We start from the raw sequence: 14,561 nt of genomic DNA on the forward strand, positions 1-14,561 counted from the left end.
GGGGTCGGTCGTGTCGACGGCGAACGTCACGAACCACCGGCCGTCCGCCTCGCGGGAGACAACCACTATTGTCGGGTCGAGCGTGGCGAGGTCGACCCCGCCGCCCTCGAGCAAGCCGCCCGACGCGACCTACGCACCGCCGACCAGCGCCTCCACGACGCCCTCGACGCGATCTGCACCCACGCCCTCGCCACCGGCACACTCGGGCACCACCGCGGACTACCCGTCACCGTCATCGTCACCATGAGCATCGATCAACTCGAGACCGGCCTCGGTTTGGCCACCACCGCCACCGGCGGTGTCATCCCCGTCCCCGACGCCCTCGCCATGGCCGAAAACGTCTATCCTGTGCTTGCCCTCTTCGATCACGCCGGCGCTCCCCTGCACCTCGGCCGCGGCAAACGCCTCGCCAGCGCGGAGCAGCGCCTGTTGCTCACCGCATGGCAACGCGGCTGTACACGCCCCGGGTGCGACATGCCCGCCTCGCACTGCGCCGTGCACCACCTCACCGAATGGCGGCACGGCGGCGCCACCGATATCGACAACCTCGCCCTGGTGTGCGACGCCGACCACACCCGCATCACCGGCACCGAAACCGGATGGCGCACCCGCGTCGATCCGCACGGAGGCAGACCGTTGTGGACGGCACCGCACTTACTCGACCCGGCCCGCACTCCGCGGCGCAATCACCGGCATCATCCCCACGAGATGATCGTGATGGCGATGCTCACGACTCGGCCGGTGCACATCCCGAGAACCGAATGCCGACCGTGGCGAAGACGGAAACCGCGGCCGCCCCGCGAATAATGTTACGAAGCAGCCTGTTTCACATCAGGAATCAGACGGTATCGCGCGGTCCACGGCCGTCCGCACCAGGTCTGCCGCGCGCTTCTCATCGAAGATTCCGGGGAGCGTGAGTCGGTCGAGGATGAGCCAGTTCAACGTGAGATACAGCAGGACCACCGCATCCTCACCGCCGGGCAATCCCGATTCTCGATAGTTGCTGATATTGAAATCCAGATCGGCACGCACCCGATCGGTGAGCAGGGCCTGAAGTTCGGGCCGACGGGTCGCCTCGAGCCGGAGTTCGAGGATCGCGAGATAGCCCGTGCGGAAGCCGGAGACACGCTCGACCACCTCGGTCATCAATTCGGTCATGGACTCGCGGGTCTGCGCGCCATGCGACTCCGCCATCACTTCTTCGCTGGGAATCAGACGCTCGTAGTAGCGGTGCCCCACTTGCACGAGTAAGTCGTCTCGATTGGAGAAATAGTTGGACGCGGTACCCGCGGGCACCGCAGCCTCCTTGTCCACCGCCCGAAATGTCAATCCTCTCGCCCCTTCTCGGGCCAGGACCTCGATCGATGCATCCAGGAGGGCCTGTCGCCGCTCAGGATTCGTACGAACCACTTGACACCACTCCATTTGTAGTACTACGTTCAAACCACTTCACACATAGTACTACGAAAGGTCCGGTGCTTATGCGAAAGCTCGTCTACTACGCGGCGGTCTCTCTCGACGGCTACATCGCAGGCCCAGAAGGAGAATTCGACTTCTATCCGATGAGCGACGACATGTCGTGGATCCGTGAGCGCTACCCGGAATCGATCCCGACCGAGTTGCGCGCCCAGATCGATATGCCGGCCGACACTCCCAACCAGGCGTGGGACACCGTGCTGATGGGCCGCAACACTTACCAGGCCGGGCGCATGACCAGTCCGTACGCCCACATGAAGCAGTACGTTTTCTCGCGCACACTCGAACCGGCCGACAATCCGCAGGTGGAGGTCGTCGACACTGATCCGGTCGACCTGGTCCGCACGCTCCAGAAGCAGGACGGCCTCGACATCTGGCTCTGCGGAGGTGGAAATCTCGCAGGTCAGCTCGTCGACGAGATCGACCGACTGATATTCAAGAGCTACCCGGTGATCGCGGGTGGCGGCATCCCGGCGCTGGCCGGGAACTTCAGGCCGACACAGTTCCGCGTCACCGAGCGTCGAGAATTCGACAGCGGCATGCAGCTCACCTGGTTCGATCGCGCGTAACCCCCATGCCGTCTACGGTCTGGGAATGATCGCTTTTCCCTCTGTCGACGCCACGCCTGCACTCCTCGTCGACCGCGCCGTCCTCGACGGCAACATCGCGCGCATGGCAGCATCGGCGCGCGAGCGCGGTCTCGAGGTGCGCCCGCACGCCAAAACCCACAAGTGCATCGAGATCGCCCATCTCCAGCTTGCTGCCGGCGCGCGGGGACTGAGCGTCGCGACGGTGTCCGAGGCCGAAGCATTCGCACAGACCGGATTCGACGACATCTTCATCGCCTATCCGCTCTGGGTCGACGCCGCACGCGGCGCGCGACTGCTGGCTCTGTCCGAGACTGTACGACTCACCGTCGGTATCGACTCCGTAGCAGGCGCTCGGGCACTCGCCGAACACTGCGACGCCTCGATCGGCGTGCTGGTCGAGATCGACAGCGGTCACCACCGGACCGGCGTCGCACCCGAACAGGCCGGTGCGGTCGCGGTCCGGGCACGCGCCGCGGGGCTGAATGTGCTCGGCGTGTTCACGTTTCCCGGCCACTCGTACGGGCCCGGCCTGCCCCACGTCGCCGCTGCCGAGGAGGCCGAAGCGCTCACCGTCGCGGCAGCGGCACTGCATGACGCCGGGATCGATCCGGTGGTGATCAGCGGCGGTTCGTCGCCTACCGCATTGATCGAGACACCCACCGTGTCAACCGAACTACGCCCCGGGGTGTACGTGTTCGGCGATGCCCAGCAGCTCGAGATCGACGCGATCACCGAAGCCGATCTCGCACTCACCGCGCTCGCAACCGTCGTGTCCACTCGCGGCGAGGTGGTCGTGCTCGACTCCGGCAGCAAGACGGTCGGCGCCGACAAGGCATCGTGGGCCACCGGATACGGTCGTATTCTCGGCGAGCCCGATGCGCGGATCACCGCACTGTCGGAGCATCACGCCACGGTGCACTGGCCGGACGCTGCCACTCGGCCCGACCTCGGACAGCGGGTTCGGGTGATTCCGAATCACGTGTGCAACGCGGTCAATCTCGCGGACGAGTTGATTGTGATCGATGGACGCCACGCCGACGAGGTGGTGGACCGATGGCGGGTCGCTGCGCGAGGATGCACAACGTGACATCCGTATGGCTGGTCCGTGTCGCCGCAGTTGCCCTGGCAGTTCCGCTCGTTGCGTGCTCGTCGCCGGGGCAGGCTCCTGCTGCGCCCACATCCCCCATGCCTGGAGCGCCCGCGCCCCAGGTCACCGACACCGTCGCCACGGGTCTCGACACACCGTGGGGTCTCGCGTTCCTCCCGGACGGCGCAGCGCTCGTCACCGAACGTGACTCGGGACGCCTGCTGTCGATCGGCACGGATCGTCAGGTCCGCGAGGTCGCCACGATCGACGATGTGGTCGCGCGGGGCGAATCCGGACTTCTCGGTGTCGCGGTGTCGCCCACATTCGACACTGACCGTTTCGTGTTCTTGTACGTCACGACGTCCTCCGACAATCGCATCGTGCGCGCCGCGTACGACGGCGCGACCCTGTCGGACCACCAGGTGATCGTCGAAGGTATCCCTGCCGCACGGGTCCACGACGGTGGCCGACTGAAATTCGGGCCCGACGGCATGTTGTATGCCGCGACCGGGGAAGCCGGCACTCCCCCTCTCGCACAGGATCCGTCGTCGCTCGGCGGAAAGATCCTGCGCGTGACAATGGACGGTGAGCCTGCGCCGGGTAATCCCGACCCGAATTCTCCGGTGTATTCGCTCGGTCACCGGAATGTGCAGGGCCTCGCGTTCGATGACGAGGACAGGTTGTGGGCGTCCGAATTCGGACAGAACGATGTGGACGAACTCAACGAGATCGTGGCGGGCGGCAACTACGGCTGGCCAGAGGTGGAGGGCACCCGCACTACCGGGAGTGCCGGCGGCACCGGGAGTGCCGAGGGTAGCGGAAGTGCCGAGGGTAGCGCCCGCGACGACCAGTTCATCGACCCGGTCGTGACATGGCCGGTCTCGCAGGCGTCACCGTCCGGAATCGCCTACGAAGACGGCAACCTGTGGATGGCGTCGCTTCGAGGAGAACGACTGTGGCGCATCGGCATCGAAGAGTTCGACACCACCGAGTTCTTCACGGGCGAATACGGAAGGCTGCGGACCGTCGTCGCCGCTCCGGACGGCTCATTGTGGTTGACCACTTCGAACCGCGACGGTCGCGGGGAACCCGCGGGCGACGACGACCGCATCCTCCGTATCGAAACTCCCAGCACCGAGAATCCCTGACGGGTCAGGGAACGAGAACGACGATCGTCTCGGCGACGAGCGCCGGCTTGCTGCCACCCTCGATCTCGATGGTGTAGCCCACCACGAGGTTCGCGCCCTTCGCGGTGCGCTCGAACGACTTGAACTCGGCCGACGCACGGACCTTCGATCCCACCGGAACCGGCGTGGGGAAACGCACCTTGTTCGCGCCGTAGTTGACCTTCAGTTTCACGCCCTCGAGGGAGAAGATCTGCGATCCGAGCACCGGAAGCAGCGACAGGGTGAGGTATCCGTGGGCGATCGTCGTGCCGAACGGACCGCTTGCAGCACGCTCGGGATCGACGTGGATCCACTGGTGGTCGCCGGTCGCCTCGGCGAACAGGTTCACCCGTTCCTGGGTGATCTCGAGCCAGTCGCTCTGCCCGATGGTCTCGCCGACTGCCTTTTCGACTTCGTCGATTCCGTTGAAGATCCGCATATTCGACTCCCGTGGTTGGTATGTGGCGTCAGTGTCCGGAACGCCGGAGGGTGACGCGATAGGTGTAGTGCTCGGGCAGAAAGTAACTCACCGACAGCTCGGTAGGAACCCCCGCCTCGTTCGAGTACAGCCGGTCGACCCGCAACAACGGGTGCCCGACAGCACAATTCAGAACTTCGGCGACCTGCTCGGATGCAGGTGCAACGGTGATCGACTGCGCAGCCTCGACGATCGGACTGTCGAGATACGGCTCGAGCAACCCGATGACGGTGTTGCGGCTGGATGCACCGAGCTGCAGCGCAGGTTCATCCAGTACATCTGCCGCAACCTCGTCCGGAAGATGAATCGTGGTGTGCACGAACGGTATCCCGTCGTGCACACGTTGCAGCACCACCGTGTACAACAGATCGGTGTCCAAACGCAGCCGACTGGCCGCATCGATATCGACACCGCGCCGCAGCGGCGAGACGATCTCCATGACCGTATCCGCCGACAACGCCAGCAGATCCTCGATCGAACCGAGCTGACGACGGTAACGCCGACCCGACTCGTTCGCGAACGTACCCCGACCGGGCACCCGGTAGACGATCCCGTCGGCCACCAGATCCTGGAACGCCCGCCGCACCGTCTGACGACTCACCCCGTGCTGCTCCGCCAGTTCCGCCTCGGTCGGCAGACGCACACCATCGTTGTACCGACCGGCTTCGACGGCGTCGCGCAACTGACGCGCGAGCTGCGCGTACGCCGGTTCCGTTTCACGTGTTCTGCTGTCCATGACGGAGAAGATCCTAGTGGGCTCAGTGTCCGAGGGGCAGGATCAGAGTCCGCCGCGCGCCACGAGTTGGCTCGCGATGACATTGCGCTGGATCTCGTTGGTGCCCTCACCGACGATCATCAAGGGTGCATCACGGAAGTACCGCTCGACGTCGTACTCGGTCGAATACCCGTACCCACCGTGGATCCGCACCGCGTTGAGCGCGATCTCCATCGCCACCTCCGAGCAATACAGTTTCGCCATGCCCGCTTCCATGTCGCAGCGCTCACCACTGTCGTACTTCTCCGCCGCATGCCGGGTCAGCTGCCGCGCCGCCATCAACTTCGTGGCCATGTCCGCCAGGTAGTTCCCGATCGACTGGTGCTTCCAGATCGGCTTCCCGAAGCTTTCCCGCTGCTGCGCATACGCCAGCGAATCCTCGAGAGCCGCCGTCGCCACACCGAGCGCCCGCGAGGCGACCTGTAGCCGTCCCGTCTCGAGGCCCTTCATCATGTGCCCGAAGCCCTTGCCCGGCTCGCCGCCGAGGATCGCATCCGCGGAGATCCGGTAGCCATCGAAGCTCAACTCGCACGACTCGACACCCTTGTAGCCGAGCTTGGGCAGATCCCGCGAGACCGTCAGACCCGGACCGTGCTCGACGAGCACCACGGAAATGCCCTTGTGACGCGGTGTGGCGGTGGGGTCGGTCTTGCACAGCAACGCGATCAGCCCCGAGCGGCGGGCGTTGGTGATCCACGTCTTGGAACCGCTGATCACCAGGTCGTCACCGTCACGCTTGGCGGTGGTGGTCATCGCCTGCAGATCCGAGCCGCCGCCCGGCTCCGTCAACGCCATCGTCGCGCGGATCTCGCCGGTCGCGAGCTTGGGCAGGTACTTGGCCTTCTGTTCCTCGGTGCCGAACAGCACCAGCAGCTTCGCGACCACCGTGTGTCCGCCCATCGCACCCGACAGCGACATCCAGCCGCGGGCGAGTTCCTCGGTGACCTGCACGTAGCAGGGCATCGACACCGGCGATCCGCCGTACTCCTCGGGCACCGCGAGCCCGTAGATGCCGATCTGCTTCATCTGCTCGATCCACTTCTCGGGGTACTCGTTCGCGTGCTCGACCTCCTGCACCGACGGCTTGACCTCGCGGTCGATGAAGTCGCGGACAGTCTTGACCAGGAATGTCTCTTCGTCGTTCAGGTAGCTCACGGAAGTCCTTAGGCTCGTCGCGGGTCCTCGGTCACCGAAGACGCACACTTTGTACGGCCATTTTGCGGACCGATCCGCTGCCTTGTCAATCGCGGGAGACGCCCTATCTGGACATCGAACCAGTGATATCACTGATCTGTCCCGCTACCCGTTCCTATAGAAGTAGCGCATCACGCCACAATGGCCGTACATTTAACGATGTTCCCCACCGTCGAACTCCACGAGGTTCCCCGTGACTTCCGAGCAACACCTTCGCCGGCGAGCGGTGCTCGTCGCCCCCGGCTCCGATGAACGCAAGGCCGGTAAGGCACTCGCCTCCACCGCCGACGAGGTCGTTCTCGATCTCGAAGATGCGGTCACCCCCGACCGGAAATCTGCCGCGCGCGATCTCATCGCTCCCCTGGTCCGTGAGCACGGCGGCAATCGCACTGTGTCCGTACGCATCAACGGACGCGGCACCGAGTGGTTCGAGGACGATCTACGCGCGTGTGCCGAGCTCGGCACCGCACTCGCGTCGATCGTGTTCCCGAAGGTCGAGAGCGCCGACGACCTCGCCGAGGCCGACCTCATCCTCGGTGCGCACTCCGCCGGCGGCAGCTCTGCAGTCGAGATCCAGGCCCTCATCGAGACCCCGGCAGGTGTCCAGAACATCGACGAGATCGTCGCGGGTCCCAGGCTCGCGGGCGTCATCATCGGCTACGCCGACCTCGGCGCCGCACTGGGACGTGCACGCACCGCGCTGCCCGAGCATTGGGTGTACGTACAGGACCGCGTCCTGCACGCTGCGCGCTCGGCAGGCGTACAGGCCATCGACGGGCCGTTCCTCGGCATCGCCGACGACGACGCGTTCCGTCACTCCGCGCAGTGGGCGTCCGACCTCGGTTTCGACGGAAAGTGGGTCATCCACCCAGCCCAGATCGACTCCGCTGCCGCAGCATTCACACCCACTGATCAGCAGGTCGAAGTGGCCCGCAAGGTTCTCGCTGCCCTCGAGGAAGCCGAAGCACGCGGCGCAGGCGCCGCGCAGCTCGACGGCCAGATGCTCGACGAGGCCGTCGCCGTTGCCGCCCGCCGCACCCTCACCAAGATCGGAGCCTGAACATGTCCAGTACCCCCGCATACGTCGGCGGACCGTACTTCGACGAACTGACCGTCGGCCAGGTCTTCGACACCGCGCCCGCCGTCACCCTCACCGACGGTCTCGCCGCCGCGCACCAGTCGATCCTCGGCGACCGTCTGCGCCTGCCCCTCGACAAGCACCTCGCCACCCGTGTCACGGGGGGGCCGGTCGCGCACGCCGGTTTCGTCACCGACATCGCCATCGGTCAGTCGACCCTGGTCACGCACCATGTCAAGGCCAATCTGTTCTACCGCGGCCTCCGTTTTCGCCGGTTTCCGCACATCGGCGACACTCTCTACACCACCACCGAGGTCGTCGGTCTCAAGGAGAACTCGGCCAAAGCCGGCCGCAAACCCACCGGTCTCGCGGCGCTGCGCATGAACACCGTCGATCAGGACGGCAACACCGTGCTCGACTTCTACCGTTGCGCGATGCTGCCGCTGAGCGAGAATCCCGACCGGAATCGTGTGGTGCACACCGATGACCTGTCGGCCATCGGACCTCAGGACGAACCGCAGTGGGCCGCCCCCGAGGGATGGAACCTCGACGAGTACCGCGCTACCGTACCGGGCGCGCATTTCGACGCCTCGCTTGCCGGATCGGTCCTGCAGTCCAGCGGCGACGTGGTGTCGAGCGCACCCGAACTCGCCCGGCTCAGCCTGAATATTGCAGCGACCCACCACGATGAGCGGGTCGGCGCTGCGGGCCGGCTGGTGTACGGCGGGCACACGATCGGTCTGGCGTTGTCACAGGCGTCGCGTGCCCTGCCGAATCTGGTGACGGTGCTCGGCTGGAAGTCGTGCGATCACACCGGACCTGTGCACGAAGGCGACACCCTCACCAGCGACCTGCACGTCGAATCCGCGGACGCACTCGTCGACGGCGGTGGTGTGCTGAACCTGCGGTCGCTCGTCTACGCACACCGCGGCGACGCCGAGCCCGCGCCGGTACTCGACTGGCGATTCACGGTACTGATGGCCTGAGATCAGAACGCGCTGCGACCACCGTCGACGGTGTAGATACCGCCTGTCACCCAATCGGCCTCGTCGCTTGCCAGGAACAGCGCGATCGAGGCGAGGTCGTCGGGGGTCCCGAGGCGGCGAAGCGGGAACCTGTTCGCGACCTCGGCATCGATCGCGGTCTGGTCGGCATCGGCGTCGGCCGCACCGCGGTCGACGCGCGACTGATAGACCAGTGGTGTGGGGATGGTGCCGGGGCAGATCGCGTTCACCCGCACATTGTCGGGCCCGTAGGTGACCGCCATCTGCTTGGTCATTGCGATGACCCCGCCCTTGGCTGCGGTGTAGGGGAAGATGCCGGGCAAACCGATCAAGCCACCCATGCTCGCCTGGTTGATGATCGACCCGGTACGTCGCTCGATCATGTGTGGCAGCGCGTACTTCGACGTCAGCCACACACCCTTGAGGTTCACCCCGATCACCTTGTCCCACTCGGCTTCCGTCGTATCCGCGGCGTTTCCGGCACCGTTGACACCGGCGTTTGCGAATACGACATCGAGCGTGTCGAACTCCGCGAGGGTCTCGGCGATCATTCTCCGAGAGTCCGTATCGGAGGTGACATTTGCGCTCACCGCCAACGCATGGCCACCCGCCGAGCGGATTTCGTCGGCCACCTCGCCGGCTGCGGTGAGGTCGAGATCGACCACTGCGACGGCCGCGCCTTCCGCTGCGAAGCGGAGTGCGGTGGCCCGTCCGAGACCGGATCCTGCACCGGTGATGAGTGCGGTCTTGCCGGCGAGGCGTCCGGTCGAAGCCATGAGTGAGCCTTTCATTCATTCTCGAGTGATGCTGCGCCGAACAAGTTCGACGAAACAGAATGTCACACAAGCACCGTTGCAGGGAGCCCGACTACTGCGCGGTGAGTCCGCCGTCCGCGGCGACGGTCGAGCCCGTCATGTACGAGGACTCGTCCGAAATGAGGAAACCGATGACGGACGCCATCTCGTCGACGTCCGCTCGGCGACCCAGAGGTGTCTGCGCCAACGCGGTGCTCGTGACACCCCCGGCTTCTCGCGCACGGCGTGCGAGGGGTGTGTCGACGACCCCGGGGCACAACGCGTTGGCTCGCACACCGCGATCTGCGTAGCCGACGGCGATGGACCGGGTCAGACCCAGCACACCGGACTTCGATGCGTCGTAACTACACGTGTTGGTGTTCGCGGAGATGAGCGATGCCACCGAACCGATGGTCACGACCGATGAGCGGCGCTCCTTCAACATGTGGTGCAGTGCAGCCCTGGCCGACAGGAACGAGCCGGTCAGATTGATGCCGACCACGTCGTGCCAATCCTCGACCGACATCTCGTGCACCAGAGCCGACTTCGCGATTCCTGCACACGTGACGAGTCCGTCGAGACCGCCGAGATGCGCCGCCGCGTCGTCGATTGCCTGCCCCACCGAGTCGGGGTCGGATACGTCTGCGCTGACAGCAACGGCTGTGGCTCCCCCATCGCGGAGCTCGGCCGCGAGCGCTTCTGCGGCCGGGCCGTCGAGGTCCAGCACCGCGACGGCGGCTCCCTCCTTCGCGAGCCTTCGAACAGCGGCTGCACCGATACCGCCGGCGCCGCCGGTGACGAGAACCTTGCGTCCTGCGTTGCGACCTTCAGTCATGTCCCAACCTCTCAGCTGATGCGGAGCCCGCAGTCGACAGGGATCGAGATCCCTGTGACATACCGGGCTTCTTCGGACGCCAGCCACAGCACGGCGTTGGTGATGTCCTCGGGCTCGACCCAGGCGATATCCATGATGTTGCGGCCGCGCGCACGCTCACGTAGATCGTCGATGGTCGGATTCTCGAGGTCCGGGCAGAACACTCGCAGCGTCGATTCACTGAAGAGCATGTCGGTGCCGACGTTGCCGGGGTGCACCGCATTCACACGGATCCCTTGACCACCGAATTCGGCTGCGAGAGTCTGCATCAGACCGACCACACCGTGCTTCGACGCGTTGTAGTGTCCGACGTTGCGCGAGCCGTTGTAGGTCACGACAGAACTGGTCAGCACGATCGAACCGCCGCCGGTGCGCAGCATCTGCGGGATCACGGCCTTCGTGGTCTTCCACACGCCGGTGAGGTTGACGTCGATCATGTCCTGCCATTCGTCCTCCGTCAGTTCGACGGTGGGACGGCAGCCGCAGACACCCGCATTGGCGCTGACGATGTCGATGCGACCGAACTGCTCGACGCAGTCTGCCGCCGCTGCGTCCAGACCCTTCTGGTCGCGCACATCGACCTTACGGGTGATGATCCGGCGACCGGTCTTCTCCACGAGTCGGGCGGTTTCGGCGAGGTCTTCTTCCGTCGCCATCCCGTAGGTCAGCGACGCAATGTCCTCGCATGCGTCTGTGGCATAGATGTCTGCGCCCTCGTTCGCGAGCCGCAGCGCATGCGATCGGCCCTGCCCGCGGGCAGCTCCGGTGATGAAGGCGACCTTCCCGGCCACCCGTCCCTGAATGTCGGTCATTTCGGCGTTCCTTCTGGCTCGTAGTTGTACTTGCTTCATGGCCGGCTAGTGCATACCCAGCAACAGCGCCGGGTTGTCGCAGGTCATCACTTTCAGATCGGTTTCGTCGATGCCCTCGTCCCACAATGCGTTCACGTAGGAGTGCAGACCGGCCGCGGGATGAGGAATCTTGGTCGTCCACCCGTAGTCGGTGGCCAGCACCACCTTTGCCGGGTCGAGCCGCTTCAGGGCCGACACCACATTCGCGAACGTCGATGGTTCACCCATACAGGTGTGGGCCGCGAACTCGATGCTGGCACCGAGGTCTGCCAGCTCGATCACCTCTTGTTCGGTCAGACGCGGGCCCGTGGTCGCGTGCATCGCATGGGTGACGAGAACATGACCCTTCGATGCGTATTCCTTCGCCACGGCGAAATGCTCCGCGGTCGACACGTGTCCGGTCGCGAGTACCGCGTCGTATTCGGTGATCAGGTCCAGAATCGTACGTACTTCGGGGACGATCGCACCGTCCGCGTCGATGACACGAATGCCCTCTTCCTTCTCGCCGAAGAACGCCTTCACCTTCGCCGGTGCGTCCTGCTCCGACGACAGCGTGGGCAACCAGACGACCTTTGCTCCCGCGCGCAATGCGCATTCGACCGCATGCGGGTTCAGGCCTCCGACCGGATGGTCGAGACAGATACCGCCGATCGACTGCACCTCGGGGACAGCCACATTGGCCAGGTGTGCCGCGACCGTCGACGGAAACTCGTGCGCCTTCAGGACGATCGCCCGCATGCCGTGATCTGCGGCCTCACGCGCCGCCTCGATCGGGTCCACGCTGTGCGGTGACTTGGCCGCCATTTCCACGAGCGGTTCCGGACCGAAATGGCAATGCATGTCGATCGCACCGTCGAGTGCGATTGCGGCCGTGCCGGAGTGACGTTCGGTCATCGTGTACCCCTCATGAGAGAACGTTCTGGAGGGGACGCAGGGGGCATCCCCTCCAGAACGTGGTCGGCGCCGCCGCGAAGATCAGGACGGGCGGTAGGGAAGGAAGATCTCCTCGTAGACCCGGTCGACGTACGGCGCGATGTCGATCTTGCCGGGCTCGTACCAGGTGGCGAAGCCGTTGTAGTCGGTCTCGTTGGTGTAGCCGAGTTCTGCGATGATCTCGCTCCACTTGTCGGCGCTGTCGCGCACCGACGTGACGAATCCGGCACCGTCGCTCAGACCGCTGTTACCTGCGATCGCCTCGACGATCTTGTTGTTCGCATCCTGCACCGCGACGCGCGCGTCGTCGGCGAACGGTTCGATGGTTCCGCCGTACTGCTGGATCTCCTGGACGGATTCGACGGTGACGGGCCAGATCTTACCCTCGATGCTGCCGGTCACGAACGCGTCGAGCCGGTCCCACATCAGCTGCTGCGCGACGAGCGGAAGCGACTCCCACACATCGAGGTTCATGGCCATGTTGCCGCTGGGTACGGCAAGACCTGCAGCGGGATCGATCACGGTCTGCGGTGCGACCTCGAGGATGCCACCGATCTGCGCGGCCGCGGGGCTGAGCATCGAGCAGTCGATGACACCGCGCTGCAGCGCCTCGTATGCCTCCGTGTACGCGACAGAGGTGGGAGTCGAACCGAGTGCGGAGACCTGCTGGTTGCCGGCGGTGCTGCCGACCGAGATGCTGCGCCCCTGGTAATCGGGGAGCGCGGTGCGCTTGTCGGAGCAGAACAGCGCGTTCATGCCTGCGTTGTAGGCGGGAAGCATCAGCTTCATGCCCTTGTCCTCGAACTCGGCGACGATCTCGGGGGTGTTCAGCGCGATGTCCGCGGGCCAGGCATTCGACTGGAGGACACCGGTGACGACGCTCTGGTCCGACAGCACACTGGCGTCGAGCAGCGCCGACGTTGCGGGGAACTCCTGCGGCTCGTACACGGCGAGAACCTGCCCGATATCGAGACGGCCGTCGACGATGGCGTTGTCGATTTCGGTGGCCTTCGCAATCGCGTCGGAGTAGGCGATGTCGAAGGTGATCTTGCCGTCCGACCATTCTTCGACAGCGGATGTGTAGGCATCGATGAACGCACCGCCGGTCGAGCCCTGAGTGCTGGGCGACTGTGTGAACAGCACAATGGGGTCGACGTCGGCGAAAGCCTCTCGGTATTCCTCCATCGTCGCGCCGAAGGCGACGCCCTCGCCGCCTCCGTTGGAACCACTCCCGCCGGTGGAAGTTTCGGCGCAACCGGCGAGCAGTAGCGCACTTGCCGTCATGAGGATGGCGGCGCGGGGAACCATGCGCGCTCGGGAGAATGTGACCACTTCGAGTACTCCTTGTCAGGCTCGACCGTGAGCTCCAGTGATATCGACACCTTTTTCGGATACTCCACGCGGAGTGATCACCCTCACGGTTACACTGCTAATCATGCGACTAGATTAGGGTGATGTCAAGGCCTCATTCAGCGGTGACGCCACCGTCGACGAGGATCGCTTGCCCCGTCACGTACGAGGCGTCGGACGATGCGAGAAACGCTACGACAGAGGCGATTTCTTCGGCCTCACCGTAACGACCGAGGGGGACGCTCAGCGGCTTCGAGGGATTCTTCACGGTACCCGTCGTCGGCACGATCGCCGCGGTATTGGCGGTGAGATTGGTGCGGACAGCGCCGGGGCACACGCTGTTCACCCGAATACCCTGCGGCGCGTATTCGACCGCGAGCGTCTGGGTCAGCATCTTGACGCCACCCTTCGATGCGCGATACGGCGCGAGACCACCCTGCGTGGCGATGAACGACGACGTCGAACCGCACGTGACCACCGAACCTCCGCCTCTCCGCAGGAGTGACGGCAGGGCACTACGCACGGTGAAGAACGTGCCGGACAAGTTGATGTCGAGAACCCCGTACCACTCTTCGCGAGTAACCTCATGGCTGTCGAGCCGCGCCCCGCTCACACCGGCCGCGGTGAACACCACGCTGATGTCGCCGAGTTGCGACACCACATCGTCCACGGTTGCGTCCAGAGTCTTGTCGTCCCGAACATCCGCAGCGAATGCGACTGCTGTACCACCGAATTCGCGAATCTGCGAGGCAACGGCCTCTGCGGCATCGACGTGGAGGTCGACGATCGCGATCGCAGCGCCTTCCTGCGCCAGCCGGATCGCCGAGGCCGCACCGATCCCGGAGCCACCCCCGGTCACCAGTGCGACGTCACCCTCGAGGCGATGCATCGTTGTCGTCATCTTCAACTCC

Annotated in this window: 16 protein-coding genes; 6 read left to right on the top strand and 10 right to left on the bottom strand. The window is 65.0% G+C overall.

Features of this window, described 5'->3' with window-relative positions; all coding sequences use genetic code 11:
- Positions 1 to 807 (top strand): DUF222 domain-containing protein (locus ACFWB0_RS00005; RefSeq protein WP_378488363.1); only part of this gene is annotated, 807 nt, incomplete at its 5' end.
- 24 nt (positions 808 to 831) lie between these two features.
- Here ACFWB0_RS00005 and ACFWB0_RS00010 read toward each other — a convergent pair.
- The gene (locus ACFWB0_RS00010) at positions 832 to 1,410 is read right to left on the bottom strand and encodes a TetR/AcrR family transcriptional regulator (protein ID WP_378488364.1); all 579 of its coding nucleotides are present in this window, start codon (positions 1,408 to 1,410) and stop codon (positions 832 to 834) included.
- A 71-nt stretch (positions 1,411 to 1,481) separates the two neighbouring features.
- On the opposite strand from ACFWB0_RS00010, the gene ACFWB0_RS00015 reads away from it, so the two are divergent.
- Genes ACFWB0_RS00015 through ACFWB0_RS00025 form a run of 3 tightly spaced genes read left to right on the top strand, consistent with a single transcriptional unit; the run spans position 1,482 to position 4,301 of the window.
- The gene (locus tag ACFWB0_RS00015; RefSeq protein WP_378488365.1) at positions 1,482 to 2,045 is read left to right on the top strand and encodes a dihydrofolate reductase family protein; all 564 of its coding nucleotides are present in this window, start codon (positions 1,482 to 1,484) and stop codon (positions 2,043 to 2,045) included.
- A 25-nt stretch (positions 2,046 to 2,070) separates the two neighbouring features.
- The gene (locus ACFWB0_RS00020) at positions 2,071 to 3,153 is read left to right on the top strand and encodes an alanine racemase (RefSeq protein WP_378488366.1); all 1,083 of its coding nucleotides are present in this window, start codon (positions 2,071 to 2,073) and stop codon (positions 3,151 to 3,153) included.
- Complete coding sequence (locus ACFWB0_RS00025) at positions 3,141 to 4,301, top strand: PQQ-dependent sugar dehydrogenase (RefSeq protein WP_378488367.1); 1,161 nt, start codon at positions 3,141 to 3,143, stop codon at positions 4,299 to 4,301. The genes ACFWB0_RS00020 and ACFWB0_RS00025 overlap by 13 nt, the downstream gene beginning before the upstream one ends.
- Positions 4,302 to 4,305: 4 nt before the next feature.
- Here ACFWB0_RS00025 and ACFWB0_RS00030 read toward each other — a convergent pair whose 3' ends face one another.
- The 3 genes from ACFWB0_RS00030 to ACFWB0_RS00040 are packed head-to-tail and all read right to left on the bottom strand — an operon-like array spanning position 4,306 to position 6,727.
- Positions 4,306 to 4,758 (bottom strand): MaoC family dehydratase, encoded by a 453-nt coding sequence (locus ACFWB0_RS00030; protein ID WP_378488368.1) that lies wholly within the window; start codon positions 4,756 to 4,758, stop codon positions 4,306 to 4,308.
- 28 nt (positions 4,759 to 4,786) lie between these two features.
- Complete coding sequence (locus ACFWB0_RS00035; RefSeq protein ID WP_378488369.1) at positions 4,787 to 5,533, bottom strand: GntR family transcriptional regulator; 747 nt, start codon at positions 5,531 to 5,533, stop codon at positions 4,787 to 4,789.
- A 42-nt stretch (positions 5,534 to 5,575) separates the two neighbouring features.
- Complete coding sequence (locus ACFWB0_RS00040) at positions 5,576 to 6,727, bottom strand: acyl-CoA dehydrogenase family protein (protein WP_378488370.1); 1,152 nt, start codon at positions 6,725 to 6,727, stop codon at positions 5,576 to 5,578.
- 232 nt (positions 6,728 to 6,959) lie between these two features.
- On the opposite strand from ACFWB0_RS00040, the gene ACFWB0_RS00045 reads away from it, so the two are divergent.
- Both ACFWB0_RS00045 and ACFWB0_RS00050 read left to right on the top strand, forming a co-directional pair.
- Entirely contained in the window at positions 6,960 to 7,826 is an 867-nt protein-coding gene (locus ACFWB0_RS00045; RefSeq protein ID WP_378488371.1) for an HpcH/HpaI aldolase/citrate lyase family protein, read from the top strand.
- 2 nt (positions 7,827 to 7,828) lie between these two features.
- Positions 7,829 to 8,830, top strand: a complete 1,002-nt coding sequence (locus tag ACFWB0_RS00050) for a MaoC family dehydratase (protein ID WP_378488372.1) — start codon at positions 7,829 to 7,831, stop codon at positions 8,828 to 8,830.
- Between the two features lie 2 nt (positions 8,831 to 8,832).
- On the opposite strand, the gene ACFWB0_RS00055 is transcribed toward ACFWB0_RS00050, so the two are convergent.
- The 6 genes from ACFWB0_RS00055 to ACFWB0_RS00080 form a co-directional block, all read right to left on the bottom strand.
- Positions 8,833 to 9,624, bottom strand: coding sequence for an SDR family NAD(P)-dependent oxidoreductase (locus tag ACFWB0_RS00055; RefSeq protein ID WP_378488373.1), 792 nt, complete (start codon positions 9,622 to 9,624; stop codon positions 8,833 to 8,835).
- A 91-nt stretch (positions 9,625 to 9,715) separates the two neighbouring features.
- A complete protein-coding gene (locus ACFWB0_RS00060) occupies positions 9,716 to 10,477 on the bottom strand; it encodes an SDR family NAD(P)-dependent oxidoreductase (RefSeq protein WP_378488374.1) in 762 nt (253 codons plus the stop codon).
- An 11-nt stretch (positions 10,478 to 10,488) separates the two neighbouring features.
- Positions 10,489 to 11,328: a mycofactocin-coupled SDR family oxidoreductase gene (locus tag ACFWB0_RS00065; protein WP_378488375.1), complete on the bottom strand. Its 840-nt coding sequence runs from the start codon at positions 11,326 to 11,328 to the stop codon at positions 10,489 to 10,491.
- Between the two features lie 45 nt (positions 11,329 to 11,373).
- A complete protein-coding gene (locus ACFWB0_RS00070) occupies positions 11,374 to 12,261 on the bottom strand; it encodes a DUF6282 family protein (protein ID WP_378488376.1) in 888 nt (295 codons plus the stop codon).
- 81 nt (positions 12,262 to 12,342) lie between these two features.
- Positions 12,343 to 13,632 (bottom strand): C4-dicarboxylate ABC transporter substrate-binding protein, encoded by a 1,290-nt coding sequence (locus tag ACFWB0_RS00075; RefSeq protein WP_378488377.1) that lies wholly within the window; start codon positions 13,630 to 13,632, stop codon positions 12,343 to 12,345.
- Between the two features lie 133 nt (positions 13,633 to 13,765).
- Entirely contained in the window at positions 13,766 to 14,551 is a 786-nt protein-coding gene (locus tag ACFWB0_RS00080) for an SDR family NAD(P)-dependent oxidoreductase (protein WP_378488378.1), read from the bottom strand.
- Positions 14,552 to 14,561 lie beyond the last annotated feature (10 nt).

The organism is Rhodococcus sp. NPDC060086, assembly GCF_042730275.1.
Taxonomy (GTDB): domain Bacteria; phylum Actinomycetota; class Actinomycetes; order Mycobacteriales; family Mycobacteriaceae; genus Rhodococcus.

Bases quoted from the DNA above. Each gene is read 5' to 3' on its own strand.
- ACFWB0_RS00015 (WP_378488365.1), top strand. From the start codon at position 1,482: ATGCGAAAGCTCGTCTACTACGCGGCGGTCTCTCTCGACGGCTACATC.
- ACFWB0_RS00020 (WP_378488366.1), top strand. From the start codon at position 2,071: ATGATCGCTTTTCCCTCTGTCGACGCCACGCCTGCACTCCTCGTCGAC.
- ACFWB0_RS00025 (WP_378488367.1), top strand. From the start codon at position 3,141: ATGCACAACGTGACATCCGTATGGCTGGTCCGTGTCGCCGCAGTTGCC.
- ACFWB0_RS00030 (WP_378488368.1), bottom strand. From the start codon at position 4,758: ATGCGGATCTTCAACGGAATCGACGAAGTCGAAAAGGCAGTCGGCGAG.
- ACFWB0_RS00035 (WP_378488369.1), bottom strand. From the start codon at position 5,533: ATGGACAGCAGAACACGTGAAACGGAACCGGCGTACGCGCAGCTCGCG.
- ACFWB0_RS00050 (WP_378488372.1), top strand. From the start codon at position 7,829: ATGTCCAGTACCCCCGCATACGTCGGCGGACCGTACTTCGACGAACTG.
- ACFWB0_RS00055 (WP_378488373.1), bottom strand. From the start codon at position 9,624: ATGGCTTCGACCGGACGCCTCGCCGGCAAGACCGCACTCATCACCGGT.
- ACFWB0_RS00060 (WP_378488374.1), bottom strand. From the start codon at position 10,477: ATGACTGAAGGTCGCAACGCAGGACGCAAGGTTCTCGTCACCGGCGGC.
- ACFWB0_RS00065 (WP_378488375.1), bottom strand. From the start codon at position 11,328: ATGACCGACATTCAGGGACGGGTGGCCGGGAAGGTCGCCTTCATCACC.
- ACFWB0_RS00070 (WP_378488376.1), bottom strand. From the start codon at position 12,261: ATGACCGAACGTCACTCCGGCACGGCCGCAATCGCACTCGACGGTGCG.
- ACFWB0_RS00080 (WP_378488378.1), bottom strand. From the start codon at position 14,551: ATGACGACAACGATGCATCGCCTCGAGGGTGACGTCGCACTGGTGACC.